Source organism: Pseudomonas peli (assembly GCF_900099645.1).
GTDB classification, from domain to species: Bacteria; Pseudomonadota; Gammaproteobacteria; order Pseudomonadales; family Pseudomonadaceae; genus Aquipseudomonas; species Aquipseudomonas peli.
The window spans coordinates 657,272-680,434 of the sequence record NZ_FMTL01000001.1; the positions used below are offsets into that span (position 1 = coordinate 657,272).

Annotated in this window: 24 protein-coding genes and 1 tRNA gene; 5 read left to right on the forward strand and 20 right to left on the reverse strand. The window is 59.7% G+C overall.

The features are described from left to right. Nucleotides 1-4 precede the first annotated feature (4 nt). Nucleotides 5-1,054 (reverse strand): tRNA preQ1(34) S-adenosylmethionine ribosyltransferase-isomerase QueA, encoded by a 1,050-nt coding sequence (gene queA / locus BLO50_RS03255; protein WP_090251192.1) that lies wholly within the window; start codon nucleotides 1,052-1,054, stop codon nucleotides 5-7. 113 nt (nucleotides 1,055-1,167) lie between these two features. On the opposite strand from queA, the gene BLO50_RS03260 reads away from it, so the two are divergent. Further along, nucleotides 1,168-1,252 (forward strand) — tRNA-Leu (locus BLO50_RS03260). Between the two features lie 172 nt (nucleotides 1,253-1,424). On the opposite strand, the gene umuC is transcribed toward BLO50_RS03260, so the two are convergent. Together umuC and BLO50_RS03270 are read right to left on the reverse strand one after the other, a co-directional pair. Continuing rightward, nucleotides 1,425-2,699, reverse strand: coding sequence for a translesion error-prone DNA polymerase V subunit UmuC (gene umuC, locus BLO50_RS03265; protein WP_090248656.1), 1,275 nt, complete (start codon nucleotides 2,697-2,699; stop codon nucleotides 1,425-1,427). Then, nucleotides 2,692-3,129 carry a LexA family protein gene (locus BLO50_RS03270; protein WP_090248657.1) on the reverse strand — a complete coding sequence of 146 codons (438 nt, stop codon included), beginning with the start codon at nucleotides 3,127-3,129 and terminating at the stop codon, nucleotides 2,692-2,694. The genes umuC and BLO50_RS03270 overlap by 8 nt, the downstream gene beginning before the upstream one ends. 177 nt (nucleotides 3,130-3,306) lie before the next feature. On the opposite strand from BLO50_RS03270, the gene BLO50_RS03275 reads away from it, so the two are divergent. Beyond that, nucleotides 3,307-4,671 (forward strand): SNIPE associated domain-containing protein, encoded by a 1,365-nt coding sequence (locus tag BLO50_RS03275; RefSeq protein ID WP_090248659.1) that lies wholly within the window; start codon nucleotides 3,307-3,309, stop codon nucleotides 4,669-4,671. A gap of 60 nt (nucleotides 4,672-4,731) precedes the next feature. Here the strand turns inward: BLO50_RS03275 and BLO50_RS21780 are convergent, their stop codons facing one another. From BLO50_RS21780 to BLO50_RS03290, 4 genes are all read right to left on the reverse strand, one after another. Next, nucleotides 4,732-4,902, reverse strand: coding sequence for a hypothetical protein (locus BLO50_RS21780; protein ID WP_167354422.1), 171 nt, complete (start codon nucleotides 4,900-4,902; stop codon nucleotides 4,732-4,734). Between the two features lie 65 nt (nucleotides 4,903-4,967). Then, complete coding sequence (locus BLO50_RS03280; RefSeq protein ID WP_090248661.1) at nucleotides 4,968-5,771, reverse strand: DNA adenine methylase; 804 nt, start codon at nucleotides 5,769-5,771, stop codon at nucleotides 4,968-4,970. 161 nt (nucleotides 5,772-5,932) lie between these two features. Beyond that, complete coding sequence (locus BLO50_RS03285; RefSeq protein WP_090248663.1) at nucleotides 5,933-6,475, reverse strand: lysis system i-spanin subunit Rz; 543 nt, start codon at nucleotides 6,473-6,475, stop codon at nucleotides 5,933-5,935. Further along, nucleotides 6,472-7,023 (reverse strand): glycoside hydrolase family 19 protein, encoded by a 552-nt coding sequence (locus BLO50_RS03290; RefSeq protein WP_090248664.1) that lies wholly within the window; start codon nucleotides 7,021-7,023, stop codon nucleotides 6,472-6,474. The genes BLO50_RS03285 and BLO50_RS03290 overlap by 4 nt, the downstream gene beginning before the upstream one ends. A 52-nt stretch (nucleotides 7,024-7,075) precedes the next feature. Here BLO50_RS03290 and BLO50_RS03295 point away from each other — a divergent pair, with 52 nt between their 5' ends. Together BLO50_RS03295 and BLO50_RS03300 are read left to right on the forward strand one after the other, a co-directional pair. Continuing rightward, nucleotides 7,076-7,282 (forward strand): hypothetical protein, encoded by a 207-nt coding sequence (locus tag BLO50_RS03295; protein WP_090248665.1) that lies wholly within the window; start codon nucleotides 7,076-7,078, stop codon nucleotides 7,280-7,282. Between the two features lie 97 nt (nucleotides 7,283-7,379). Beyond that, nucleotides 7,380-7,589 (forward strand): carbon storage regulator, encoded by a 210-nt coding sequence (locus BLO50_RS03300; RefSeq protein ID WP_090248666.1) that lies wholly within the window; start codon nucleotides 7,380-7,382, stop codon nucleotides 7,587-7,589. An 8-nt stretch (nucleotides 7,590-7,597) separates the two neighbouring features. Here BLO50_RS03300 and BLO50_RS03305 read toward each other — a convergent pair whose 3' ends face one another. The 8 genes from BLO50_RS03305 to BLO50_RS03340 form a co-directional block, all read right to left on the reverse strand. Further along, a complete protein-coding gene (locus BLO50_RS03305) occupies nucleotides 7,598-7,834 on the reverse strand; it encodes a hypothetical protein (RefSeq protein WP_090248668.1) in 237 nt (78 codons plus the stop codon). After that, complete coding sequence (locus BLO50_RS03310) at nucleotides 7,834-9,600, reverse strand: hypothetical protein (protein WP_090248670.1); 1,767 nt, start codon at nucleotides 9,598-9,600, stop codon at nucleotides 7,834-7,836. Before BLO50_RS03310 ends, BLO50_RS03305 begins: the two co-directional genes overlap by 1 nt. Beyond that, nucleotides 9,600-10,283: a hypothetical protein gene (locus BLO50_RS03315; protein WP_143003795.1), complete on the reverse strand. Its 684-nt coding sequence runs from the start codon at nucleotides 10,281-10,283 to the stop codon at nucleotides 9,600-9,602. Before BLO50_RS03315 ends, BLO50_RS03310 begins: the two co-directional genes overlap by 1 nt. Nucleotides 10,284-10,375: 92 nt before the next feature. After that, nucleotides 10,376-11,356, reverse strand: a complete 981-nt coding sequence (locus BLO50_RS03320; RefSeq protein WP_090248673.1) for a hypothetical protein — start codon at nucleotides 11,354-11,356, stop codon at nucleotides 10,376-10,378. Continuing rightward, on the reverse strand, nucleotides 11,356-14,928 hold the full coding sequence (locus tag BLO50_RS03325; RefSeq protein ID WP_090248674.1) for a hypothetical protein: 3,573 nt from the start codon (nucleotides 14,926-14,928) through the stop codon (nucleotides 11,356-11,358). Before BLO50_RS03325 ends, BLO50_RS03320 begins: the two co-directional genes overlap by 1 nt. 56 nt (nucleotides 14,929-14,984) lie before the next feature. Continuing rightward, complete coding sequence (locus BLO50_RS03330; protein WP_244152834.1) at nucleotides 14,985-15,416, reverse strand: hypothetical protein; 432 nt, start codon at nucleotides 15,414-15,416, stop codon at nucleotides 14,985-14,987. Further along, nucleotides 15,416-18,844: a tape measure protein gene (locus BLO50_RS03335; RefSeq protein ID WP_090248676.1), complete on the reverse strand. Its 3,429-nt coding sequence runs from the start codon at nucleotides 18,842-18,844 to the stop codon at nucleotides 15,416-15,418. The genes BLO50_RS03330 and BLO50_RS03335 overlap by 1 nt, the downstream gene beginning before the upstream one ends. A gap of 58 nt (nucleotides 18,845-18,902) precedes the next feature. Beyond that, nucleotides 18,903-19,430 carry a DUF2939 domain-containing protein gene (locus BLO50_RS03340; protein WP_090248677.1) on the reverse strand — a complete coding sequence of 176 codons (528 nt, stop codon included), beginning with the start codon at nucleotides 19,428-19,430 and terminating at the stop codon, nucleotides 18,903-18,905. 184 nt (nucleotides 19,431-19,614) lie between these two features. Between BLO50_RS03340 and BLO50_RS03350 the strand changes: the two genes are divergently transcribed. After that, entirely contained in the window at nucleotides 19,615-20,349 is a 735-nt protein-coding gene (locus BLO50_RS03350) for a hypothetical protein (protein WP_143003796.1), read from the forward strand. A gap of 21 nt (nucleotides 20,350-20,370) precedes the next feature. On the opposite strand, the gene BLO50_RS03355 is transcribed toward BLO50_RS03350, so the two are convergent. The 5 genes from BLO50_RS03355 to BLO50_RS03375 are packed head-to-tail and all read right to left on the reverse strand — an operon-like array spanning nucleotide 20,371 to nucleotide 23,118. After that, a complete protein-coding gene (locus BLO50_RS03355) occupies nucleotides 20,371-21,123 on the reverse strand; it encodes a phage tail tube protein (RefSeq protein WP_090248682.1) in 753 nt (250 codons plus the stop codon). A gap of 23 nt (nucleotides 21,124-21,146) precedes the next feature. Further along, complete coding sequence (locus tag BLO50_RS03360; protein WP_090248684.1) at nucleotides 21,147-21,332, reverse strand: hypothetical protein; 186 nt, start codon at nucleotides 21,330-21,332, stop codon at nucleotides 21,147-21,149. A gap of 10 nt (nucleotides 21,333-21,342) precedes the next feature. Continuing rightward, nucleotides 21,343-21,780, reverse strand: coding sequence for a hypothetical protein (locus BLO50_RS03365; protein ID WP_090248686.1), 438 nt, complete (start codon nucleotides 21,778-21,780; stop codon nucleotides 21,343-21,345). Nucleotides 21,781-21,782: 2 nt separating this feature from the next. Continuing rightward, a complete protein-coding gene (locus tag BLO50_RS03370; protein ID WP_244152835.1) occupies nucleotides 21,783-22,073 on the reverse strand; it encodes a hypothetical protein in 291 nt (96 codons plus the stop codon). Nucleotides 22,074-22,119: 46 nt separating this feature from the next. Then, the gene (locus BLO50_RS03375; protein WP_090248688.1) at nucleotides 22,120-23,118 is read right to left on the reverse strand and encodes a major capsid protein; all 999 of its coding nucleotides are present in this window, start codon (nucleotides 23,116-23,118) and stop codon (nucleotides 22,120-22,122) included. Between the last annotated feature and the right edge of the window lie 45 nt (nucleotides 23,119-23,163).

Here is a 23,163-nt window from a genome sequence, read left to right on the forward strand (position 1 = left end):
CGCGTCATAGTTGTTCCCCTGGCCCGCGCGGCGCGGGGTTGCGGGTGATGAACATGGCATCACCGTAACTGAAAAAACGGTATTCACCGGCAATCGCCGCCTGATAGGCGGCCATGGTTTCCGGGTAACCGGCAAACGCCGACACCAGCATCAGCAGCGTCGATTCCGGCAAATGGAAGTTGGTCACCAGCGCATCGACCACATGCAGCGGCCGGCCTGGATAGATAAAGATATCGGTGTCACCACTGAATGCTTTGAGCACACCATCCCGCGCAGCGCTTTCCAGCGAACGCACGCTGGTCGTACCGACGGCAATCACCCGACCGCCACGCGCACGACAGGCGGCCACGGCATCGACCACATCCTGACTGACCTCAAGCCACTCGCTGTGCATGTGATGATCTTCGATGCGCTCAACGCGCACCGGCTGAAAAGTACCCGCACCGACGTGGAGGGTCACGAACGCCTGCTCAACACCCTTCTCGGCAATTGCCGCGAGCAGCTGCTGATCAAAATGCAGCCCGGCGGTCGGTGCCGCAACAGCGCCAGCTCGGTCGGCATATACCGTTTGGTAGCGCTCGCGATCCGCTTGCTCGTCCGGCCGATCAATATAGGGTGGCAGCGGCATATGCCCGACCCGCTCGAGAAGCGGCAGCACGTCTTCAGCAAAACGCAGCTCGAACAGCGCATCGTGTCGCGCGACCATTTCGGCTTCGCCACCGCCGTCGATCAGGATGATCGAACCCGGCTTGGGTGATTTGCTCGAACGCACATGGGCTAGCACGCGCTGACTGTCCAACACCCGTTCAACCAAAATTTCCAGTTTGCCGCCGGAGGCCTTCTGGCCAAACAGCCGCGCCGGAATCACCCGAGTGTTGTTGAACACCATCAGATCGCCAGGACGCAGGTAATCCAGCAGGTCACTGAATTGTTTATGCGCCAGCTCCCCCGTCGGCCCATCAAGCACCAGCAAGCGGCTGGCACGGCGTTCGGCGAGGGGGTGGCGGGCAATCAGAGCGTCAGGCAGCTCGAAATTGAAGTCGGCAACACGCATGGTCAGGGAGAGGTCGTCTAGCAGGGCGGCAGAGCTTACCGGAAATAGTGCATTCTGACCACGCAAGTGGATTGACCAACCCCAACACCATCCCTATACTGCGCCGCCATTGTGCCCCGGTGGCGGAACCGGTAGACGCGGCGGATTCAAAATCCGTTTTCGAAAGAAGTGGGAGTTCGAGTCTCCCCCGGGGCACCATAGATTTTACTGAAGGCCTTGATTATCAAGGCCTTTTTTTATGCCTGGCGTAATCTTGGCGTAATGACTTTGAAGCACGTATAGCCGTGACTGCAAATCGCAGGCACAAAAAAAGGCCCGGCGCCGTAGGTAATCCCACGACGCCGGGCCTTCTTTATTTGGCACCTAAAACCTACACCGCCCTCACCGTCCACAGCTGATCCCACCTGGTGGTATAGCTCGGGCTCATCATCTCGCGCCTCATCCCCCACTCAGGCGCTACCGGAACCCGGCCCGGGCGTAGCGTGCCCCTTCCCCACTTGGCATTGATCTCATCGAGCACATCCATAACCCGCTCAGTGATCGCGGGCTGAGTCTCGGCAAACAGGTCATCGGTGAACTCGCCCCGCTTGCGCAGATCCATCAGCAGGATTTCAGCTTTAGCGTAGGCGAAGCCGTCCCTGTACAGGTGATCAAGCGCCGTCACCGCTGCCCGGGTAATCAGCCGCGTGTCGTCCGTGGGGTATGGCAGCTCGCAGATAATGCCCTTGGCGTACTTCACCTCGTCCGGGTTGAACATGCCGGTTCTGATGCTGACCCTTACCCGTTTGGTCAGTGAATGCTGCACGCGCAGCTTCTCGCAGGCCCGCGCAGCATAGGTGGCAACTGCCTCACGGATTGGCCCGATCTCGCGCAGGCGCTTACCAAAGGCCCGACTGCAGCAGATTTCCTGCTTTGGCGGCGCGGCCTCCTCCAGTGCCAGGCACGACGTACCGCGCAGTTCTCTGGCCGTTTTCTCTATAACCACGCTGAATTGCTTGCGCAGGGTCCAGGGATCGGCCTGCGATAACTCCCAGGCCGTTTTGATATTCATGCCCTGCAGGTGCGCATTCATTCGCCGCCCAACGCCCCACACCTCTTCAACCGGAGTCACCTTCAAGAGCTTGTCGCGGCGCACCGGATCGCGGATATCAACCACACCACCGGTCTGCTGCTGCCACTTCTTCGCGGCATAGTTCGCCAGCTTGGCCAGCGTCTTGGTGGTGGCGATACCAACACCGGTGGGTATGCCTGTGCGCTGCAGCACTTGCGCGCGGATATCGCGGCCAATGGCTTCCAGCGATCCCTGCATGCCTGTGAGGTCTGCAAAGGCCTCATCGATGCTGTACACCTCAAGCGCGGGCACCAGGCTTTCAATCACGGTCATCACGCGCTCGCTGATATCACCATACAGCGCGTAGTTACTGGAGAACGGCACGATGCCCCAGCGGCGAACCTCATTCTTGATCTCGAACCAAGGGGCACCCATCTTCACGTAGGGCTTGGCATCGGCAGAACGAGCGATCACACAGCCGTCATTGTTGCTCAGCACCACGATTGGCGTGCGCTTTAGGTCAGGCCTGAAGACGCGCTCGCAACTGGCGTAGAAGCTGTTGCAGTCGATCAGGGCTATGGCTGGCTCATGCATGGTTCCGGTGCCGCCGCAGGCTGTCAGTCACAACACCCCAGATCAGCAGCTCATCGCCTTCGAGCACATAGCGTGGCGGGTACTTGGCGTTCTCGGAGCACAGCACATATTGCTGTCCCTGGCGAGAGAGGCGTTTGACGAAGGTTTCGCCGTTCAGCTCAGCCACGACAATATCGCCGTGCTGCACCGGTAGCGCCTTGCTGACAATGAGGATGTCATCCTCAAAGATGCCCACGCCGGTCATGCTGTCGCCGAGCACCCGCACCAGGTAGGTGTGCGGCGCATCGATATCCAACAGTTCATCCAGAGAAAGCTTGTGCTCAAGATGGTCCTGCGCCGGGCTTGGGAAGCCAGCCGGAATGCGAAAGGAAAAAAAGGGCAGCTCGATAGCTGAACTGCCCATGGGGCCCAGGAATATTGCAGTGGCCATTGAGGGATGCTCTTTTAAAATACTGTATTTTTATACAGTTATTTTATCGCCATGTGAAGCGTCACCCATCAGCCAACAACAAGCACCGGTGATAGAGTGCGTGCAGCCATGCCTACCACCCAGACTCAGGGATGGTTCAAGCCACTAGTGATTGGTACAGGAACAAGGAGAGAAAGGATGAGCCTGAGTGATTACTTCAAAGGACCAGCTCACAGGCAGCGCGCTGAACAACTTGAACAGCAGCTGACTAAACTTCAAGGCGAGCTCGATCAAGTCAAAGCACTTGCGCATAAGTTTGGCGCCATGGACGCGCTGCAGATCCAACACGAAATCGAACGCGAGAACCAAAGGCTGCAGACCCTACGCTCAACTGCGAAGAACGCGGAGAACAACATCGCTGAACTCGCCCAGCGATCCAACCAGCTGCTTGACCAGATACTAGTTCTGGAAGAGTCGATACTTCTAGAAAGCTTTGCGCTCTACGAACCCAAGTTCAAAATGAGCTCAAGCAGTGACTACAAGGCCCGCCTGGCTGCAGTACGCGAACAACAAAAAGCAATGATCAAAAACGGGGATGCTGCCACGGGGAACATGGGCTGGGAGGTTAACGGGAGCAAGGCTGAAGGTCGCAAACTCGTTAATGACATGATCAAGCTGGTCATCCGCTCTTTCAACAACGAAGCCGACTACTGCGTTGATAACGTGAAGTTCGACAACATTGAGCTGGGCGAGAAGCGAATCCTCAAATCCTTCGAAACCTGCAACCGCCTTGGCCGGGTGATGACAGTTGAGCTGTCGAGCAAGTACCTAAAGCTCAAGCTTGATGAGCTACACCTTTCACATGAGTTCCAGATCAAAAAGCAGGAAGAGAAGGAGGAAGCTAAGCGTGTTCGTGAAGAGCTGCGCGAGCAGCAAAAGCTAGAGCAGGAAATCCGTGCCGCCCGAGAAAAAATCGCCAAAGAGCGCAAGCACTTCACTAACGCGCTCAAAGACCTTCAAATACGACTCGATAAAGCCACCGATGAAGAAGAACGCGCAACACTATTAGCGAAAGTCGCTGAAGTAGAAGCTGGCAAAGCTGAGCTTGAGAGTGAAGAGAAGCTTATTGACTATCGCGAGCAGAATGCCAAAGCCGGTTACGTTTACGTGATCTCGAACGTGGGCGCTTTTGGCGAAGGCGTTTACAAAATCGGTATGACCCGGCGTCTAGAGCCCATGGAGCGCGTCGACGAACTAGGGGATGCATCAGTACCGTTCTGGTTTGATGTTCACGCTATGGTCTTTTCAGATAACGCTCCAGCCCTCGAAGCAAAGCTGCATGAGCGCTTCGCCGCTGGCCGCCTTAACAAGGTAAACGGCCGCAAAGAGTTCTTCAGAGCAGATATTGCTGAAATTGAGACTGTGATCCGCGAAAACTATGACGCTGCGGTTGAGGTCATTCATGAAGCATCTGCAGAGCAATACCGTGAGAGCTTACGCATGGCTATGCCGGCGCCTTCGATACAGCAAGCAGAACACGCCATCGCATTTACCTTAGACTGATATGCCATTGATTGATCCGCCGCCCTTTTATTGAATCGGGCGGCGGCCCAAACAAAGCGGCTATACCCTCCACGCCTCTTTCGCCTTTTCAAACCCCACCCATTTCCCTTCCCGATCCAGCCCGCGACTTGCCATCAGCTGCGCGGCAATGGCCTGGGTATCCACCTCCCCTTTCGCCATGGCGTTCAGCAGTTCGGTGGGCAGGGGCTGGAGGTGCTCGAGCAGGTTCATTGTTGTTTCCTTTGTGGTTTCCGTTGGCACCAGTAACGCTCTGGTGCCGAGGCATAGCAAGCGAATCAGACGCCATCAAACAGACCACCGAGCGAGGCCGGCACCCAGTTCATAATCACCAGCTCGCCCGTGGTTTCAGCCACGCCCTGGCGCTGGTTGGTGCAGCTGTAGCGGATATCGAGCTGCTCCATATGGAAGCCATCGAACGCCCGGCGGATATCGGGGTGGTCGTTGATGCTGACCATCACCTTGCCTTTGCAGCGCCGCATAAAGTCGGCCATGCGTTCGTAGTTTTCATAGGGGAAGTCGACGCCATAGCCTGCGGTCTGCCAGTACGGCGGATCCATGTAGTGAAAGGTGTGGGCGCGGTCGTAGCGCTCAGCGCATTCAAGCCAGGGCAGGTTCTCCACGTACACACCGGCCAGGCGCTGCCAGGCCGCAGACAGGTTCTCCTCGATGCGCATGATGTTCGGTGCCGGGCCTGTCGTCGCGGTACCGAAGGTTTGCCCGCTGACCTTGCCGCCGAAGGCATGGTGCTGCAGGTAGAAGAAACGTGCGGCGCGCTGGATGTCGGTAAGGGTTTCCGGGCGCGTGATCTTCTGCCACTCGAAGAGCTGCCGACTGGATAGCGCCCACTTGAACTGCCGCACGAACTCCTCGACGTGGTTCTGCACCACCCGATACAGCGACACCAAGTCGCCGTTGATATCGTTCAACACTTCCACTGGCGCAGGCTGCGGCCGCAGGAAGAACAGCGCAGCACCGCCGGCAAAGACTTCGACGTAGCATTCGTGGGGAGGGAACAGCGGGATAAGGCGGTCGGCTAGGCGGCGTTTGCCACCCATCCAAGGGATGATAGGACTGGTCATAGAATGCAAACCTTTACTGTATAAATAAACAGGTGCTAGGCTCTCCCCCGCTTCGTGCACGGAGTGAGAGCCTTGGCTTGGCTTGCAGGAATGGCTGCGGGTCGAGTGGCCTGCCCGGGTGCTGTAACACCTGGGCGGGTCGCTCTTTTCTTACGGAGGGATTACGGGGTTGTAGCGGTCTGGCCGGTCAGCGTCCGGACGTAGCCTTGCAGGTACTCGAGTTTCTTCTGATCGCGGATCATTCCGGCGCGGATATCCCAAACAGCTGATCCAGCTCGCTCACTGAGTTCGACGCGGGCTCCATCGCCCACGCTGCCGGCGCCGGGGGTGGCGGACACGACTCGGTCAGCTTCGGCAACTCGGACTTCGATGCGCAGCCGCTTGCGCTCAGCATCAGCGCCAGAATAAAGCCGGCGCAGCCTTTCGTTTTCAGCTTGTGCATCTGTCAGTTCCTTGTGTTGGGTTGAGTCAAGTTCAGCCAGCTGCTGCTCGAGCAGCACGCGGGCATCCATTTGTGCGCGCACCTGGTGAGCAGCCGCGCGGGCGATTTCGCCCAAGGTGTCGCTATGGGTTTTCTCAGCCATCGCCAGTTGTTTACCCAGCCGCCAGCCGTTGGCAGCCCAGCCGGCGCCGAACACCACAACCAAAAATGCGCCCAGCAACCAGGTGCGCGGTGAACCGGGAATCAGATCAACGATGCTCATACCAGCACCTTGCTTGCCCGCAGCCACAGCTCGCGGCGATCTGCTGCGCCGTTCTGGCCGCCGTTGATCTTGCGGGTGATATCAGTGAACCGGCCCTGATCAGCCAGGGTGTTCAGTTCCTTGATCCACCAGAACCAGCCAGCCGATTGCGCCGCCCACTCCGGCTGTTCCAACAGCTGCGGCTCACGCAGCAGGCGCTCATCGCTGAACAGGGCCAGGCTGCATTTGAGATAGTTGAAGCGGCCGGTGATCTGGATCAGCCCACGCCCGCGATACAACTGGCCATCACCATCCGCCTCGGGCGTGTTGCCCAGGCGCTCGGCCAGTGGCCCGGTGTCATACTTGGCCAGGTAAGCGTTGTTGCCCAGCTCGCGCGTCCACTGCAGCTGGCCGGACTCATGTCCAACCTGCGCCAGGAATGCGGCCATGCGCAGCGGGGTATTAATCTGCCAGCGCTTGGCGGCTGCGTTGATTGCAGGTACAAAAACGCCCGCTGATCGGCGGGCGTTTGGCATGATGTGGAGCAATTGTTGTTCTGTGATGTCCATGGGGTCTCCACATAGTGAGCCGGCATAGTGCTGGCGTTTGATCGAGGTAGTTATGCGCAGCAAATTCCCCAGCAAGGTGCTGGCAAAGGCACTGGCAAACCGTTTTGCAGCAGAGGCGCTGGTCGACTTTGAGCTGACGCCCGCAGACCTAGCCGGTGAACCACTCACGGCCGAGGAACGGCTGGCGGTCTATAACGAGATCAGGGAGATATCTGCCCGCTTGAGGCTTGAAGCCGAACGGCTGTACTCCCTGGTTTAGAGAACAGCCAGGCAACAAAAAGCCCGCACTAAGCAGGCATGGTCTAGGCTTGAAAAGCCGCAGGTCGCGGCTCACCAATTACGCAAGGAAGCTATTTATGGGACTGATTATTTCCCGCCGTATAGGCGAAGAGTTCGTGTTGTTCCCTGCACCAGGTCTCGACCCAACCGACCTGGCTGAACAACTGGCAGAGGGCATCACCATTCGCATCAACAACGCCATACCTGGCAAGGCATGGATCGACATCGACGCGCCACGCGATATCAACATCCTCAGAACGGAGCTGCTAACTCGCGAGCCGAGCTAGATGCGGTTTTAAACATCCACGTCATAGTGCGGCAGGCTTGGCGCCGGCCCGGTGATCACCCCATCGGCGATGTAAGCCTTGCCGCTCACAGGCACATCAACACCCCGCACCGTCACCCGCGTGCCGGTGCGCAGCTCCACCTCACTGATGCCAGCGGTTGGGTTGATGCTGATGACGGTGGCCACCGTGCGCACGCCGCCTGGCAGCAGGCCGATAAAGCGCTTCCAAGGGTTAACCGTCGCCATTAAAAGTGCCTCTCTAACCGGAGCTGCTGCTGCACACGGCTCGCGCCAGTGCCCTCAGCGGCTATGTCCACGGCCAGGCACAGCCCAACCCACGCGCCGCTTTCCTCTGGCACCCGACAGAGCTGGGCAGGCAGCACCAAGCCAACGCCGTGGTCATCCGCAAACGGGAACAGCGGGATTGAGACGCCAACAATCTCGATATTCCCGCCCTTGCTCAGCTCATGCACGCCGCGCGCTCGGTTGGCTTCCTGCCCGGTGATCCAGTCATCGAACACATCCGGTGCGGGGTTATCACCCGCCGTACCAGCGCGACGCACAAGCATGGATACACCGTGGCTGGTGCCCGACACATAGCAGGCGTTCCAGGCCGGCTGCGGCGTCCACTCCCCGCCGAGGGCGGTCATCATTGCAGGCGGGATAATGCGATCAATCGGCGCATCGATCTGCCCCCACTCCCATGGCGGCACCGGGTAGCGCGGCCGCACCTCAAGCTCATCAGCAGCACGCGCCGGCCGCACCACCGCGCCAACCGTTTCAGCAATACGGGCGATCACCTGCATAGCCGTTTGGCTCTGATAGCTGAGCGCACCGGCCGGGAACGTCCAATCAGCCGGCCCTACAGTCTCTGCGTCCCAAACAATGCTGAAGCCAGTGAACAGCAGCTGCTCCGTCGCCGCCTGCCGCGCGGTGATCGGCGCAGCGTTAAGCCCCGTGCGCAATGGCGCGTAAGGCGAAGCGAGCAGTTGAGTGCGCGTAGCGCCCTTGATGCTGTAGGCCTCGGTCGGAAACTTGAGTTGCCGGCTGTAACCTTCCACCAACAGCACCCACGTCCAGCCGTTGATATCCAGCTCGATCTCTTTTGCACCATCCTCACCAGGTGCCACCAGGTCGAGCGCGGCCTTGGTGAAAATGTCGGCGCTGAACTTCCAACTGAAGCTGTCGGCATCCAGGCCAATGCGCACATTTTTCGCTTCAATGGGCGTGCGCGATGGCAGCACCACCAGGTTGACGGTGTTGGCAATCATGTAGGTATCCAGAATGGTTGGATCGGTAGGCGGCTCAGGCAGCGGCTTGACCGGGCCGGGGTAGTCCACATATTCAATGCCGGTCAGCGGGCCATCGAGCACCCGCGCCCTGCCCCACGGCAACCGCGCCTGAGCGTTCAGTCGGCGTGCATCTTGCCAACGCACCCGGCTGGAACTATCAACCGGCTGAATACGCGGCGCTGGAGGCATGTACTGAAAGCTGAAGAACACCAACGGCGAGGTGGGCGGGAAGTACGGCCGCCCACCAAAGTTGAATGCCAGCGGGCCAGGCCCAGGCACATACAAGCTGGCCTGCACTGCCGCTGCTGCATTACGCCGTGGCCCATAATCGTCGACCCGCCGACTGGGGCAGCCCACCTGTACATCCTTACGCGCCGGCATCGGGTTGTAGATCAGCCGCAAGCGCACATCACGCGGCCTGATGGTGTGATCCCAACGCCCCACCACCCCGCAATCCTTCGCCGGCACCGCGCCCCACAGGCCAGCCAGCTGCTCACAGTCAGCTGCGCCGGCCTGGCCCCACCCCTGAACGCTTGCCCGATCCCTGGACGGCACCGCACTCCAACCAGCTGCAGCCTCAAGGTCATGCCCCACTGCGCGCCGCCAGGCTGCCTGAGCCTCTACCACCAGCGCCGTGGTGCCGTCCCAAGGCAAAGCAGCCGGCCGCGCCGAGGCTGGGCGCGCTTTAGACCAGCTGCCCCCTACTCGCATTGTCAGCATCAAATCACCTCAACAGGCACAGGCCCATGGCCAATGGGTGCGTAGTAGCGAACTGCAATGGCGCGGGCAGTGCCGATCAGGCGCGCCGCGTTATCGCCATCGGCTGGCCACCACTCAGGCTCAGTAGCCGGCAGGGTGCCGGCTTCAGTGACTCGGTACAGCCAGCCGGTGAACAGCGTTGGCCGGATTGTTTGCCCAACGGTAACGGCTAAGGTCGGGCTATACAGCACACCCCAATCATCCACCGCCACGGCATAGCACAGCCCACCCGCGACTCGCAGCTCCAGCTCAGCCTCACCATCAACAGTCAGGCCGTACCCGGCCACACGCCACTGGCCATCCAGTGGCCGCTCAATCACAACCACCTCACGCCCTGCAGGCTGCTGATCCACCCGTACCTGCGCGGCCAGGGTAGCCGGCTCACCGACTACCCCGCCCTCGCCAGAGGTGATGTCAAAGGTCAGTTCTGCTGATTCGGTGAACGCCAGGTAAGTGGCCCGCGTTCTGCGTGGCGCTGCCAGATCCTCACCGGCCACCAACCATTCGCCCTGTGCCAGCAACGTGGCCAGGTCGAATTGCTCGGCACGGGTCCATTCGCCATCGAGCGTTTGGAACACCATCGCCAACGTGGCTACCGAACCCCACCCGCGATACAGAAACAGCGTCTTAACCCCTGGCGTCACTACCCCCTCGCGCAATACTCGAAACTTCAGCGTTGCACGCGGGGGCACGACAACAGGCAGCGCCAAAACCAACGCAACCGATGCTGTCGCCATCACCAGAACTCCGGGTTGTTTGTCACGATTCGCGTGGGTGAGCCGTCAAAAGCGACGCCCATGAAATACGTGTACGCACCGCCTAGCGGCAGGGGCGTGTTCAGGTTTCGAGAGTTCAGCGGCCCAACATGCCCCAGGCTCTGAGCCGCTGGCGAAGGGAAATACATCGACACCAAAGGGCAAAGCGCCTGGCCACGCAACCGCCCAGCCAGCACCGACGCTCCCCATCTAACAGGGCACAAAGGTGCTTCAAGAAGCGGAATGATGTGCGCAGCCCCGAGCGAGGCAACGCCGGTATTGGCGTTGGTAGTCAAGCGAAGGCCAGGTGCCACAACAACAATCGACCCGGTATCAACCAGCAATCCGGTTGCGGGGTTACGCAGTACCGTTACTCCCTCAGGCCCAAAGTAGGCCCGAGGCTGAGTGCCGTTTGTGTTCTGCCCCCCCATGGCTATGAAATTGCCGGCGCTGTCCTCTCCGACATAAAGCGGGTTCATCGCACCAAAGTCCGAGGCCGCATACTCAAACAGACTGAAGCCTCCACTCCCCTGGAAGTAAAAAGTCTTGTTATCCGCCACCAAATACCAAGTGCTATTGGCCGATGAGTTCGCCAGAACCGAGTTCCACATACGGTGCTGGTTGGCACTGCCCGCCGCATCCGTTCCCGATTTAAGCCCAGCCCCCGTCATCACATCACCGGACATACCCGTGAATGTCGCGGCAAGGTGAATGATGAAATACGAGGTCGCAGCAACCCAGGTAAAGCACACAAAACCGCTTGAGGTCCCGTTGCGCAGCACCAGAAACCGATCACCCTCAGCGATCAGTGCCCAGCCGGCAGCGGGTTTGCTACCGTAGCCAGACACCAAGCACGCCTTGAGGATCGTCTTCAGTGCAGCAAAGTGCGCGCTGCTTGTGCCGCTGGTCGAGAACGCAAAAGTAGGCGCCCCACTGTCATCGCGGTGATAGACGGTAGCCATCAGTCTGCATCCCCCCTGATCTGCAACTCGAACTTGTCATCATCCACCGTGCCCTGCCCGCTGATCACCGTGCGGATCACCCACATAGGCCCAAGGGCCGAGTCGGTGTTGAACCGCACCGCATTACCCGCCGCCCAGCCGGAGCCCCAACCCTGAAAGCGGATGGTGAAATACGGCTCACCGGTCAGGGCGTTTACGGGCGAGCAGTCGCTGCTGATGGTGCCCGTGGAGATAACCCCAAGCTTTTCCTCAACCACCTGAAAAGCGGTGGAGCTGGTGAACACCAACGCCCAGCGACCATCGATACCGCCCGCGTTGGTGATGAGCTGCGGGTAGGTCAGGCTGTTGTATTGCGCGGTTGTGGTGTTGCCGATTGGCGCATCCGTCCAGTTCGGCGCGCCCTGGCTCCAGGTCTGCTGGGTAAACCAGTTATGCACCCGCGCCTGCAGGTCACCCCAGGCAACAGCACTGGACACCTGGGTTTCATCGGCAGGCAAATCCCACGGCAGCGGCGAGCTGAGGCCCAGCAATCCGGTGATCTGCACCTCGGTGCAAAGCGTCATGTGCTCAACACGATCACGAATGATCAGCGGTAGGCCTACCGGGTTGCCTTCCTCATCCTGCATCACCAGCGGGTTTGCCCAGGTCACCGTGCCCAACACGCGGTCAGCGGTGAAAGAGGCTGCACGCAGCACCACACCACTGCCATCAACCACTTCGATGTCCTGCTGTTGCTGCCGTGCAAGCGACACCGTGCCACCTGGCACAGGGCTGGCCACAGCGGTTTCGGCGGTGTGGTGAATCACCATCACATCGCCGTCGCGGTAGATCGGCACACGCCCATCAGATGGCAGGCGCACCGGGTCCAACCCCAGCAGGCGAGCATCCAGCGGCAGGCGAGTTTGCACCACGGCGTTGTAGCGCAGCAGCAGCGGGATCACCGGTACATCACTGGCGCCCGTGTCGTCGTCGGGGTCAGAGGTGAACACCAGCCGCGCAATGCCCGTGCTCGCGTCAACACGACCATGGATGATGCCGCTGGCAAAATCCCCGTTCAGCCCGGCCGAGGCCGTGACTACTTCGGCAGTATCCGTACGTACCACAGTGAGCTGCATACTGCCGGCCCGCAGCGGTGCACCTGGTGTTCTGAAGGTTACCGAGGTCACGCTAAACCCAACGGCCGCCGTGAGGCAGGCCAGCACCGACACAGCCCCGCTGGCGTTGCCGCCATAGCTGCTGAGGGTGGCCGTCCGGGCGGCATAGTTGACCGTCCCCACCGCCACACCACCGTTGGTGTTGGTGGCCACGTCCCGGTACAGAATCCCCGAGCGGTCGCAATACACCGAACCGTTCCAGCTGAACAACAACGAGCCCGGCACAATCGCCTCAGCCACCCCCGGCAACAGGTTCACCGTAATCGGCGGCTGCGCCTGGCTGCTGGTTTGCGGCGTGGCACTCACGCTTGCCGCCTGCGCGGTCACTGTCAGCGTGCCACCGAACTGTTCACGGGTCGGCACATTGGTGGTGACCAGCACCGGCTCAGTGGCGCCAAACGCTGAGGTACGCACACGGGTGTAGGTGTGCTCTTTGTAGTCATACAGCTGAGCCACCTGCAGGGTGCAGGCCCCGGTGGTGTAGTTGATGGTGCCAACCCGGCCACCCTGCCAACCGCCCGCGCCATTGTCATTCGCGGCCTGGGCGATATCGCGCTGGCCATCGTAAACAGGCAGCGAGCTGCCGCTTTCGATTACAGACCAGTTAACAGCCGGCGCGGCCTGGCGCTGTGTAGTCAGCCAATCCACCCGCACACTGCCGGGTTTGAATGGTGCACCCGGCAACGTGAAGCTGGCCATGCCGCTGCCATCACTGCTCACGTTGATCGGGCTGCTCAGCGTTGTGCCCACCTCATAGCTGTACACAATGCCGCTGGCAGGGGTGGCGCTCAGCAGCATCACGACCTCGCCGGTTGCATAGGCAATGGTGCCGCTGCCACCCGTTCCGCTCAGTACACCCTGCCCGTTGTCGGTCAGGGTGCGAGGCGTTCCGGCAGTGAAGCTGATCGACACCGAGCCAGGCAGCACACCACCCTCAGGCAGGGTATGCCGCACCTCAAGTACCGGCGTCACGCTGCCGCCCGCGCGCTGCACAATGGCGTTGTCGGCCGCGCTGATGTAGCTGTAGATCAGCGCACTGCCAACATCAGGCAGCGCGTTGAGGGTCAGCGACACACTGCCCGTGGCAAAGCTCACGGTGCCCGCGCCCTCACCCACCAGCAGGCCGTCGCCGGTATCACGCAGCTCATACCACTTGCCCAGCGCCATAAAGCTCACAGACAAGGTGCCGGGGCGCGGCACTGCGCTAGACAGATTCAGCGTGTACACATAACCACGGTTGCCCAGCGTGACCTCAATTTCACCAGTGATGGTTTCACCAGTGGCCGCAGCACCTGGGCTATAGGTGGCGCTGCCACTACCGGTCAAACTACTGCCAGTGCGGATCAGCGTCAGCTCACCGGTCTGGTAATCCACCCGGCCACTGCTCATCCAGTTGCTGCCACTGACAAAGCGCAAGCCGCCCTTGCTGTCATCGGCATAGGTGCCGCCGTTGAACGTAAGCGTCAGCGATCCCGGCGCGCAGCCAGTACCCAGGAACGTATGCGACTCGCCCACCACGGCACCGGCCGCTACTGTCAGGCTGATGTTTCGCGCGGGACCAGCGGCGATATACACCTGGCGCTGATAGCCACCCAGCACATCAACCAGCGGTGATTCCTTGGTGGTGCTCGGCACCAACTGGCTGTAGACCGATTTAACCTTGAGGCTGAGCGCGCCCTGAGCCACGGCCTCAGCCAATGGGCTGATCCCGTAGTAGCGCGCCGCATCGGCAATCTGCGTGCTCAGCACGCGGGCCTTTGTCTTGCCATCCAGGCTAGTGGAACTGGTGCCAGCAGGGCTGGGCTGACCACCAGGGAACTCATTGAGCAGCGGCGCGGTGATGGATAGATCGAGCCGGCGCAGGGTGAAGTTCACAAAGTTGCCGTTGCCATAGTCGAAGGTGAATTGCTCAAGCCGCGACTCAACCCCAGACAACCGCACGTACTGCTGATGGGAGGCGGTCACCAGCTGGAACACATCGCCCACCTCAGGCACGCGCCGATCCTCACGCTGCACGCAGGCAATCGCACGCTGCCCTGCCAGCTGAGTACCCAGCAAATCAAACTGCGCCGCCGAGGCCGCTGCCACGTAGCTTTCAATGGCATCGCGGGCATTGGCCCGCACATCAGTCTGGCTGCCGGTATTGAACAGCAGCACGCTCACGCGCTGATCTGCAGGCGGCTGCGTCACGATGCCATGCGTACCAAGGTAGGCATCGCTGTTGCTGGTCATCACGCCGGCAAACACCTTGCGCAGGTTGATGCGGCCAGTGGTGCGGTCCATCCGGCTGATATCGGGGAACAGGTTGTTAACCTCGCCATCGATCACCGCCGCGCCAGTAGCGCGACCGCCCCCATCATCCTCATCAGTCAGGCGCTGAGACTTCAGCAATTTCACATCAGTGCGGTTGATCGCCATGCCAATCTCCGGGCATAAAAAAGCCCGCACGGGGCGGGCTAGAAAAGGTGGGTGTGTTACGGGGCGGGCGGTGCAGAAGGCGGCGCCACCGTGATCAGCCGCAGGGTTAGTTCGTGCAGCCAATCTGCGGCCGGCGCAACCTCGCGGAACAAAGGCTGCGCCTGCACGGCGGGGCCGGCAGCACGATTCCAGGTCACGTAGTGCTGATCACCTGTCGGCAGCGTGAGTAGCATCACTGCCGCAGGTATCGCGGCCTTCGCTTCCAGCTCACGCACCTTGGCCAGCGTGAACCACGCGCCGCCATTGCTGCTCAGGGTGATTGGCCGCCCGTAGAGTTTCAGACCTTCCTGAAAGATCATCGCGCCAGTAAGGCTGCGATCCTGCACCTGCTCTACTGGGTCCCACTCCCATTCGTCCATCCACTCCATTTGCTCGCCGGCCAAGTCGGGGTTGTCCGCCAGGTCGATGCTGTCCAGAGTTAATGCCATCAAAGCGTCCTCATTCCAGCTTCCTCAAGAATGCCGAGCAGGTTGGTTTCATCAGCAGCAGAATTCACGGCCACTTCCACAGCTTTGCCACGGGTTGTTTCCAGGCGGATAACCTTTTGCGGGCCAGCGGCAGCCGCGGCCGGGGCAGTCGGCGTCAGACGCTTCTGTTGCTCATCCTGCTGTCGTTTCTGCGCGGTGGCCGCCTCAATCTGCCGCAGCACGCTGATGGACCGCTGAGCATTGGCCACGGCATTCCGATCACCAGCAGCCTGCGCGGCATCCAGCTGCACCTCAAGCTCGCGCTGGCGGGCTGCAAAACGGCGGCGCTCCGCATCAGCTTCACGCCCCTCAAGCTTGTCCAGCTCATCCTGCAGGCTTTCGAGGGTGCTGCGGCTTGAGTCGCCCAGCTGTTTCATCTGCTGCTCAGCGCTTTCGATAGATGATTCCAAACTGCTGAGGTCAGACTCATCCAACAGCGTGAGCTCATTCTTTGCCGAACGAGCACCCCGAGCAAAATCAGCAGCAGACAGTGCACCGGAGCTATAGCCCTCAGTCAGTTCCTGCAGCCGCAGTTTCTGCGCCAAGAACTCCGCCTGCACCTCACGGCTGCGCAGGGCCGTTTCGCGCATCCAGATACCGAAACCGCTGGCACGACTGCCTGACCGGCCGAGTTCAGCCTGCAAGCCCAGCGCTTCCTCTCGCACCCGGGCAAGGGCTTCACCCGTTTTCTCGGCGCTGCTGGTATCCAATGAGATATCCGTATTCTTGATACCACGCAGCGCATCAAACGCCTCAAGAGCGGCCTTGCTCATGTTGGCCAACGGGGTGCGAGCAGCAGTCAGCACCGCCCCGAAAAAATCTATGCCCCCTGAAGCGCCCTCAGCTGCATCACCAACATCTGCGATGCCGCGCCGCGCCGATTGCATGTTTTCATCAATGGCCTTGCGCTGGCTCCCTAGTGCCTGAGCCCCTTTATCCGCCGCAGGCTTTAGTTCAGCAACGCGCTTGTTCAGCTCGGCCTGCGCCTTTGAGAACTCAGCCGCACTGATTTTGCCGTCACCGTAGGCCTTGCGAATGCCGGTGCGCAGCCGATTGAAATCGACCTCATTCATAGCGCTGCTGACGCCGCGCATGATGCTGGCCATGTCGCCGAACTCATCGCTCAGGCCTGAGAGCGCGTCACCCGTATCATCCGCAGCGCCACCCAGCTCACCCAACTTGCCATTGAGCAAGCCGGTCGCCTGGGCGTACTGCTCCTGGGTGATGCGCCCATCCTGAAACGCTTTGAGCAGCGCACCGCGCAGGCCTTCGAGCTGCTGGACGGAGCTGGCGGTATCGATTAACTGCAGGGCGCTGGCCATGTCAGTCAATGCAATTTGAGCAGTTTCAGCGGTACTGGCTATCGCTTGTCCAACATCAACAAAGCCGCGCTTCTGCGCCAGAGCTGTCATAGCCAATGCAAGCTCATCACCTGCCAGCGCCGAACTAAGCAATGCTGCTTCAATCTCAGCCAGATCCTGAGTGGTCTCAGAAAATGCTATTGCAGCAAGCGCCTGCTCCAGAGTGGCTATGTTCTGGCGGAAGAACGAAGCAATATCCTCACCGTTCTGCTGCATCGCCTGGCGGGTTTCATCCGCCGCGCGGCGTGCGGCGGCAGACTGGCGCGCGGCACTGCCTTCGGCTGCTGCTGCAACGCTATCCCAGGTACTAGCGATATCGCGCCCGTCCTGGGCAACCTGCACGGCCATAGTCCGCATCAAACCAAATGCGGTTTCACTGGCACGCTCAAGGCCTGCAACTACAACTTCACCGCCAAACGCATCCGGGATAAGCCTGGCTAGCGTAGCCAGCGCTTTGAATGAGCTGCCAAACAATGCCCCAGAGGCAACACCGATGGCTGCAATACCGCCGGTTACTACGTTGGTCAACACCCTCACAGGTGCTGTCACAAGAGTCACCGCGCGCGCGGCATTATCAAGCTTGGAGCCAAACTCATTTAGCCAGCGCGTGCTGTCTTCGGTGAGCTTGTCGAAGTCGACATCAAGCAGCTTTTTGGCGAACTCTTCGGCCTTTTCAGCACCCTGAATAAACGCTTCACTCAGTGACTCGGCCAGCTTATCCAGCCGCCCATCCTTGTCCATTTCATCGATGGTGGTGGCGAGTTCGCCTAGCTTCTTCTTGGCGAAATCCAGCGCACCCGATTCGGCCACCCGGGTCTGAAAATCTGCCCACACATCCTTAAGGTTGCTGACCTTGCCGGTCAGGGTATTCATCCCGTCTGCTGCAGCACCATCGGCACTTCTTCCGATCTCGGCCACCAGTGCCTTGATCACATCACGGCCAAGCCGCCCCTCAGTGGCCAGCTTGCTCAACTGCTCGGCGTTCTTGCCGGTGATCTTTTCCAGCATGCCCCACACGGGCACGCCGCGCTCTACCAGCTGCAGAATCTCCTCGGTCTGCAACTTCTGTTTGGCGTAGGCCTGGCCCAGCGCCGAGGCGATACCCTGCAAGCGCTCCATACCGCCGCCGAGCTGTTCATTCTTATCGACGATGGCCTGCAGGCTACCGTCCATCGGGTCAAGCCCGTAGGTCTTCAGCAGCGCAAACGCCTCGGCAACGTCCGCCACCTCTAGCGGAGTATCCTTGGCAAACTTCTTGATCCAAGCAGTTGCTTGTTCACCACCCGCCACGCTGCCCATCAGCGAGGCCATGCGCTTATCCAGCAGCTCGAACTGATCACCTGTTTTCAGCATCGAGAAGATGCCGTCACGCACTAAATTCAGTCCACTCTGCACCAAGCCAAATGCGGCGCTCAGCGAAATGTAGGCTGCAGCGAACGCCAGCACCTGCTTGGCACCACTGGACATAGCACCGCGGGCAGCATCGATGCGGGAGGTGTGTTCTGCCGCAGCTCGGGCTGCTGACGCCTGCTCACGCTGCAGCTCCTTGAGCTGCTGGCTGTTGGCGTCCAGAGCAACCTTCGCCTTGTCGACCTCGGCGGCCAGGCGCTTTTCTTCATCAGCCAGATTGTTGGTGTCGATGCCGGCAGCTTGAGCAGCCTTCTCCTGATCAGCCAGGCTAACGCGCAAGGCATCAAGTCCGCGCTGCATTCTCCGAGCTTCCCGCTCGGCATCCTTCAGCGACTGCTCCAACCCCGCAGAGCCGGGCGATTTGTTCAGCGCATCACGCAGCTCTTTGATTTGCAGGTCAGCCTGCACAAGGCCGCTCTCGGCTCGCTCAGCAGCACGCTGGGTGGTTTCCAAACCACGGGCCAAGCCGCGGGCATCCTTGGCTGAGTCGAGAACCTTGCCCAGCTCCTCGGCCTCTGCACTTACTGCAGCCAGCGCCTCTGCACTCTTTTTGGCTTCGGGTGAAAGCTCATCTTTGCCACGCAGCACGAACTGAATCAGGCGGTCTTTAATGCTCACGCGGTTTTCTCCGGGCAATAAAAAACCCGCCGGAGCGGGTTTAGAATTTAACAGTCAACTACATTGGCAGTTTTACATCTGACAACTGCCAAGAAATACCAGACCGCTTCAAAATAAAACGGGCCGGGTCGCCGCCTTTTGCATTTGTCACAGTGACGACAAATCGGTTGGGTCCTTGATAACCCATATCCGCACCTTCAAAAGGCTCACGCTCATGGGTATCTGAAGCCGAGCCTTTTTCTTCGCCCGCGCTGCCCGCCATCGCAGGCTTCTTACCCTTCATCATTTCAGCCAGCCCAGCTGGGGTAACAAAAGCCGTAACCATTCGGTCAACTAACGCACTCGCGAAGGCAACGCCAAACGCTGCGAACGGGTTGTCGGCCAGCTCCGTTTTAGCACTTTCCATAACATGGGCATTCATCTGGGCTTTAAGGCTTTCACGCACACTTGGAAAATCTATGTGCTGCTCCAAGGCATCAGCGTCGCTGGCTTTGGCGGCTTGTCGTATTTGATAAACAGTAATGTAGGGTGCGGCAATAACATAACCTGCAAAAAGAAATGCGCCGAGGGCCGCAACCAGTTTCATATGACCGCCTTTCCGCGGCCCAGGAATGGGGGCAGGGTCAACAGGAGCGGGATTCTCTCGCCGCTGTTTAGCGGCCAGAGCCTTCGCATAAAAAACACCACACTTAGGGCAGCACAGTGGCTGACCAAAATCTTCCTGAGCAGCCTCGTGAAGACACTTTGGGCATTGCATAGGTATCCCTCCCTTGATTAATGCGGACGAATTTACCATTGCAACGCAGAGCCCGATACCGGGTGGTAGCCAATTGCTGAGAGCAGCTAAGATCAACCTCAAGGCTAAAACCGCCAACCAAGGAATGGGCATGCCAGACTCAGCAGATGTAATCGCCAAGCTGCACATCATTTATCAGCGTGGCACTGACGAATCAACACGCCGCGATGTTTCGGTAACAGACTTCGACCCTTTCACGATCTCCGGGCATTGCCACCTTCGTGGGCAATATCGGAGCTTCCGTATTTTTGACATTCGCGAGTGTTACAACACCACAACAGGCGAAGTTATCGAGAAGGACAGCCTGCCCACATACCTACATGCGCTGTATCAGCAGTCCAGCAGGTACACACTAGAGCGGCTGATGCAGCCAGAGTTTCCAGTGCTCGGCATCCTGGCCTACATCGCCAGAGCCGACGGCCAAGTCAGAGCAGCTGAGCGCACTGTCATTGCAGCGGCATGCAAGGTGTTCACGCACGATTTGCGGATAACGGAATCACAAGCCAATGACGCCCTGGACCGCACAGATACACTGGGCTTGCACAGCTTTAAAGTAGCGGTCGGCCGTATCAATAAACTGGGTGACGATGCAGTAAAGCGCAAACTGATCGCTGCAACTCGCACCATCATCGGTACGCAAAAGAACGTCACACCTGGTGAGCAAGAAGCGCTCGACTACATGACCAAGCGCTTCGCAAAATCTGAATAGGGCCATCCCTGGCCCGCAGCACTACGCCGCTTTGTCGACGATGTTCATCTCGCAGAACTTGGAGATGTCGTTGCTCAGCACCAGCGGATCAGCCAGCAGCTCGGCCGGGCCTTCCAGCTTCAAGTATTCCTGCCCGAATACCGGCAGCTCAGACAGCATGCCGAATTTCACGCGGCGCAGGTGCAAGCTGTAGGGCTCGCCACTCTGGGCATCGTTGAGGCCGGCAATGTAGATTTCCAGTTCCACCTGACTGCCATTGAGCATCTGCACAGCACTCGACTTGAGTTTGGTGTAGGTGGCCTTGATACCGGCAGAAGTGATCGCACCGCTGCCGGTCACCAAAATGCCATGCGGCGTAACCAGGTAGTCGGTACCGGCAACCAAAGGCCCATCTGCGGCAGTGACTACTGTGATGGGCGCTGTCAGGTCAGGCAGGTGTTTGAAGGGAATCAGCTCGCCTTCAATACCCTCACAGGTGCGCGGCTCAGCAGTGATCACACCTGCTGCAACCGGAACGACTGTGGAGCGCGTGACGCGCGCCAGGTTGGTCGCTGTCAGGTCATACAGGCCAATGGTGGACGCCACATCGGTGACTTGCTCACGCACGTTGCGGTTGCCACCACCGCCACGGAAATTGCGCAGCGTTTTACGGTCGCTGGTGAAGCTGATGTTGAAGACATCGCAGTTACCAAGATCAAGAAAAGCATCCTGAGACTGGTAGGCGCGGGCATAGGGAATGCCCTCGCCAATAAACGAGCGGTCGATTTGAGGCATTTGAGCTCTCCTGGCTGGGCGGGTTACTTGCCAGCTTCAGCCGGGGCGACAGGCGCTTCAGCTTTGGCTGTGGGTTTCGGGGTGTAGCCGTGCTTCAGGGCATGCTCAGCAACAGCTTGAGGCACATCCTGACCAGGGCCTTTTTTGTAGTGAGTCACGACCCCGCCCGAGGCGAAGTTGAATGGCTCTGTGATAGTGATCTTGGGCATTGCGGTGTCCTCACTTGAGGGGTTGCACGTAGGTGATCTGCACAGGCAGCACGTGACAGGCCCAGCTCCGGCCTTGGCCGGGCGGCATGGGGGTTTCAGTTTGAAAAGCAGCGAGCTGGACGCCCTGAGTGGTAAGCCCTGCCTTGGTACCGGGCAGCGCGACCTTGATGCCCAGCCGCGCCGCACGCAGGTGCGCAGCAAAGTCGCGGCGCTTGGTAATGCACGTGATGTTCAAAACCACACGCTCGCGAACACTGCCAGGCGTTGGGCGTTCCACCTCCTCTGTGGTACCTGGCTGGATGACAATGAAGTCGTCCGGCAGGCTGTCATCAGCGGAGTCGATGACGCGCAGCACGCTGTCCTCGAACACCATGCCGCCGAATGAATCCACGGCAGCCAGGCGCGCCATCAGCTCCGCAACGATGGCGGATTGCATATCGATAGGCATGGTCAGGGCTTCACGTAGAAGGTGATCAGGTGGCCGTCATCTTCGGCAATGCCGTCGATGTGCCAGGTCTTACCGTCAGCGCCCCACTCCGCCGGATCGAGGCGAAACGCCCCCTGACGATCCAGCGGCTGAAGCAGGTGGCGACGAACCGTGATGGTCACAGACCGGTCCACCATGCCGCTGACGATGTCCACGCGCTCAATATCCTTATCGAGCATCACCTCAATACCCCCGGCCAATACAGCACCGGAGGCGTTGAGGTAATCGGCAAGGCCATCGTTGAGTGACGACATGAGCATTGCGTCCATGTCGTCTATAAGCGCGCCGAAGCCGGCCACGTCAGATCTTCAGCTCGCGCACCGCCAGCGGACGGGTGCACAGGTGCAGTGGGTTGGACTGAGCCTCGCCCATCACGCCTTTGTCGAACGGCATGCGCTCCAACTTGGTGTAATACGGCAGCCCCTCAGTGTTGACAGTCTCCATGTAATCCGCCGGCGCAAACGCGCTGATGAACAACTCTGGCACTCCCTCTGGGATGACGCGCGCGCGGTCATCCGCGATAAAGCCTTCGCCGGCATGGCGGCCAAGCGAGCGCATCCAGAGGATGCCACCGAAGCTGAACGATGCACGACGGTCACCACGCAACTGCGCTGCTGCTTCGCTGGCCAGGTAGGCTTCGCGCACGTTTTTATGCGCGATCAACTTCGACCAGAAGGTGCGACCGCACAGGGCAATAGCCCCGGTGCTGGTGACATTACCCAAGGCATCTTCCTGGGCCTCGAGAACAGCGACGCATTTTTCAGAGACGTCCGTGTCAGGGACGCCCAGCCCCATGGAGTACACCGCAGGACGGGCGAGGCCGAAGCGCTGGTAAATATCCAGCAGAACCGTCTCGCCGTCAGCATCAAACACCTTGCCACCGGTTGCACCGATTCGCTGGAACTCGTGAGTGAGGTCAAGCTGGCGGCGGGCCTTTTCGACTCGACGCGCAACCACTGCCTGGGCCGATTGCAGTTCGGTGGTGCTACCAACCGCGCGGATACCCTGAATTTCGTCAGCGAGAATCTTGAACACCTGCGGCAGATGCACGGTGTTGAAGGGGATCAACGAACGCTTGTCCCCAATGACAGCTAAGCCAGTACCACCACGCGGGGCGGCGGGCACCAGAGCAAGTACGTTGCCGTCCTTCTCAATCTGCACCGTGGTGCTGGCAACGCCCTGCTCCTCGAACAGACCTAGACTAGCGATCTGCCCCGGCAACGCATGTTCTTCGTTGATGACGGTGAGTAGGTTAACGACGCCGAACGCTTCGTCTTCAAAAATGGAAATCTCGGCCATGATGGGCTCCTAGAAATGACAAACCCCGCAAAGGCGGGGTTTAGG

Excerpts from the sequence above, each read along its gene's own strand:
- BLO50_RS03275 (WP_090248659.1), top strand. The coding sequence starts at position 3,307 with ATGAGCCTGAGTGATTACTTCAAAGGACCAGCTCACAGGCAGCGCGCT.
- BLO50_RS03355 (WP_090248682.1), bottom strand. The coding sequence starts at position 21,123 with ATGCCTCAAATCGACCGCTCGTTTATTGGCGAGGGCATTCCCTATGCC.
- BLO50_RS03330 (WP_244152834.1), bottom strand. The coding sequence starts at position 15,416 with ATGGCATTAACTCTGGACAGCATCGACCTGGCGGACAACCCCGACTTG.
- BLO50_RS03300 (WP_090248666.1), top strand. The coding sequence starts at position 7,380 with ATGGGACTGATTATTTCCCGCCGTATAGGCGAAGAGTTCGTGTTGTTC.
- BLO50_RS03305 (WP_090248668.1), bottom strand. The coding sequence starts at position 7,834 with ATGGCGACGGTTAACCCTTGGAAGCGCTTTATCGGCCTGCTGCCAGGC.
- BLO50_RS03320 (WP_090248673.1), bottom strand. The coding sequence starts at position 11,356 with ATGGCTACCGTCTATCACCGCGATGACAGTGGGGCGCCTACTTTTGCG.
- BLO50_RS03280 (WP_090248661.1), bottom strand. The coding sequence starts at position 5,771 with ATGACCAGTCCTATCATCCCTTGGATGGGTGGCAAACGCCGCCTAGCC.
- BLO50_RS03295 (WP_090248665.1), top strand. The coding sequence starts at position 7,076 with ATGCGCAGCAAATTCCCCAGCAAGGTGCTGGCAAAGGCACTGGCAAAC.
- BLO50_RS03365 (WP_090248686.1), bottom strand. The coding sequence starts at position 21,780 with ATGCCTATCGATATGCAATCCGCCATCGTTGCGGAGCTGATGGCGCGC.
- BLO50_RS03285 (WP_090248663.1), bottom strand. The coding sequence starts at position 6,475 with ATGAGCATCGTTGATCTGATTCCCGGTTCACCGCGCACCTGGTTGCTG.
- BLO50_RS03340 (WP_090248677.1), bottom strand. The coding sequence starts at position 19,430 with ATGAAACTGGTTGCGGCCCTCGGCGCATTTCTTTTTGCAGGTTATGTT.
- BLO50_RS21780 (WP_167354422.1), bottom strand. The coding sequence starts at position 4,902 with ATGAACCTGCTCGAGCACCTCCAGCCCCTGCCCACCGAACTGCTGAAC.
- umuC (WP_090248656.1), bottom strand. The coding sequence starts at position 2,699 with ATGCATGAGCCAGCCATAGCCCTGATCGACTGCAACAGCTTCTACGCC.
- BLO50_RS03270 (WP_090248657.1), bottom strand. The coding sequence starts at position 3,129 with ATGGCCACTGCAATATTCCTGGGCCCCATGGGCAGTTCAGCTATCGAG.
- BLO50_RS03375 (WP_090248688.1), bottom strand. The coding sequence starts at position 23,118 with ATGGCCGAGATTTCCATTTTTGAAGACGAAGCGTTCGGCGTCGTTAAC.
- BLO50_RS03290 (WP_090248664.1), bottom strand. The coding sequence starts at position 7,023 with ATGGACATCACAGAACAACAATTGCTCCACATCATGCCAAACGCCCGC.
- BLO50_RS03310 (WP_090248670.1), bottom strand. The coding sequence starts at position 9,600 with ATGCTGACAATGCGAGTAGGGGGCAGCTGGTCTAAAGCGCGCCCAGCC.
- BLO50_RS03370 (WP_244152835.1), bottom strand. The coding sequence starts at position 22,073 with ATGTCGTCACTCAACGATGGCCTTGCCGATTACCTCAACGCCTCCGGT.
- BLO50_RS03325 (WP_090248674.1), bottom strand. The coding sequence starts at position 14,928 with ATGGCGATCAACCGCACTGATGTGAAATTGCTGAAGTCTCAGCGCCTG.
- BLO50_RS03360 (WP_090248684.1), bottom strand. The coding sequence starts at position 21,332 with ATGCCCAAGATCACTATCACAGAGCCATTCAACTTCGCCTCGGGCGGG.
- queA (WP_090251192.1), bottom strand. The coding sequence starts at position 1,054 with ATGCGTGTTGCCGACTTCAATTTCGAGCTGCCTGACGCTCTGATTGCC.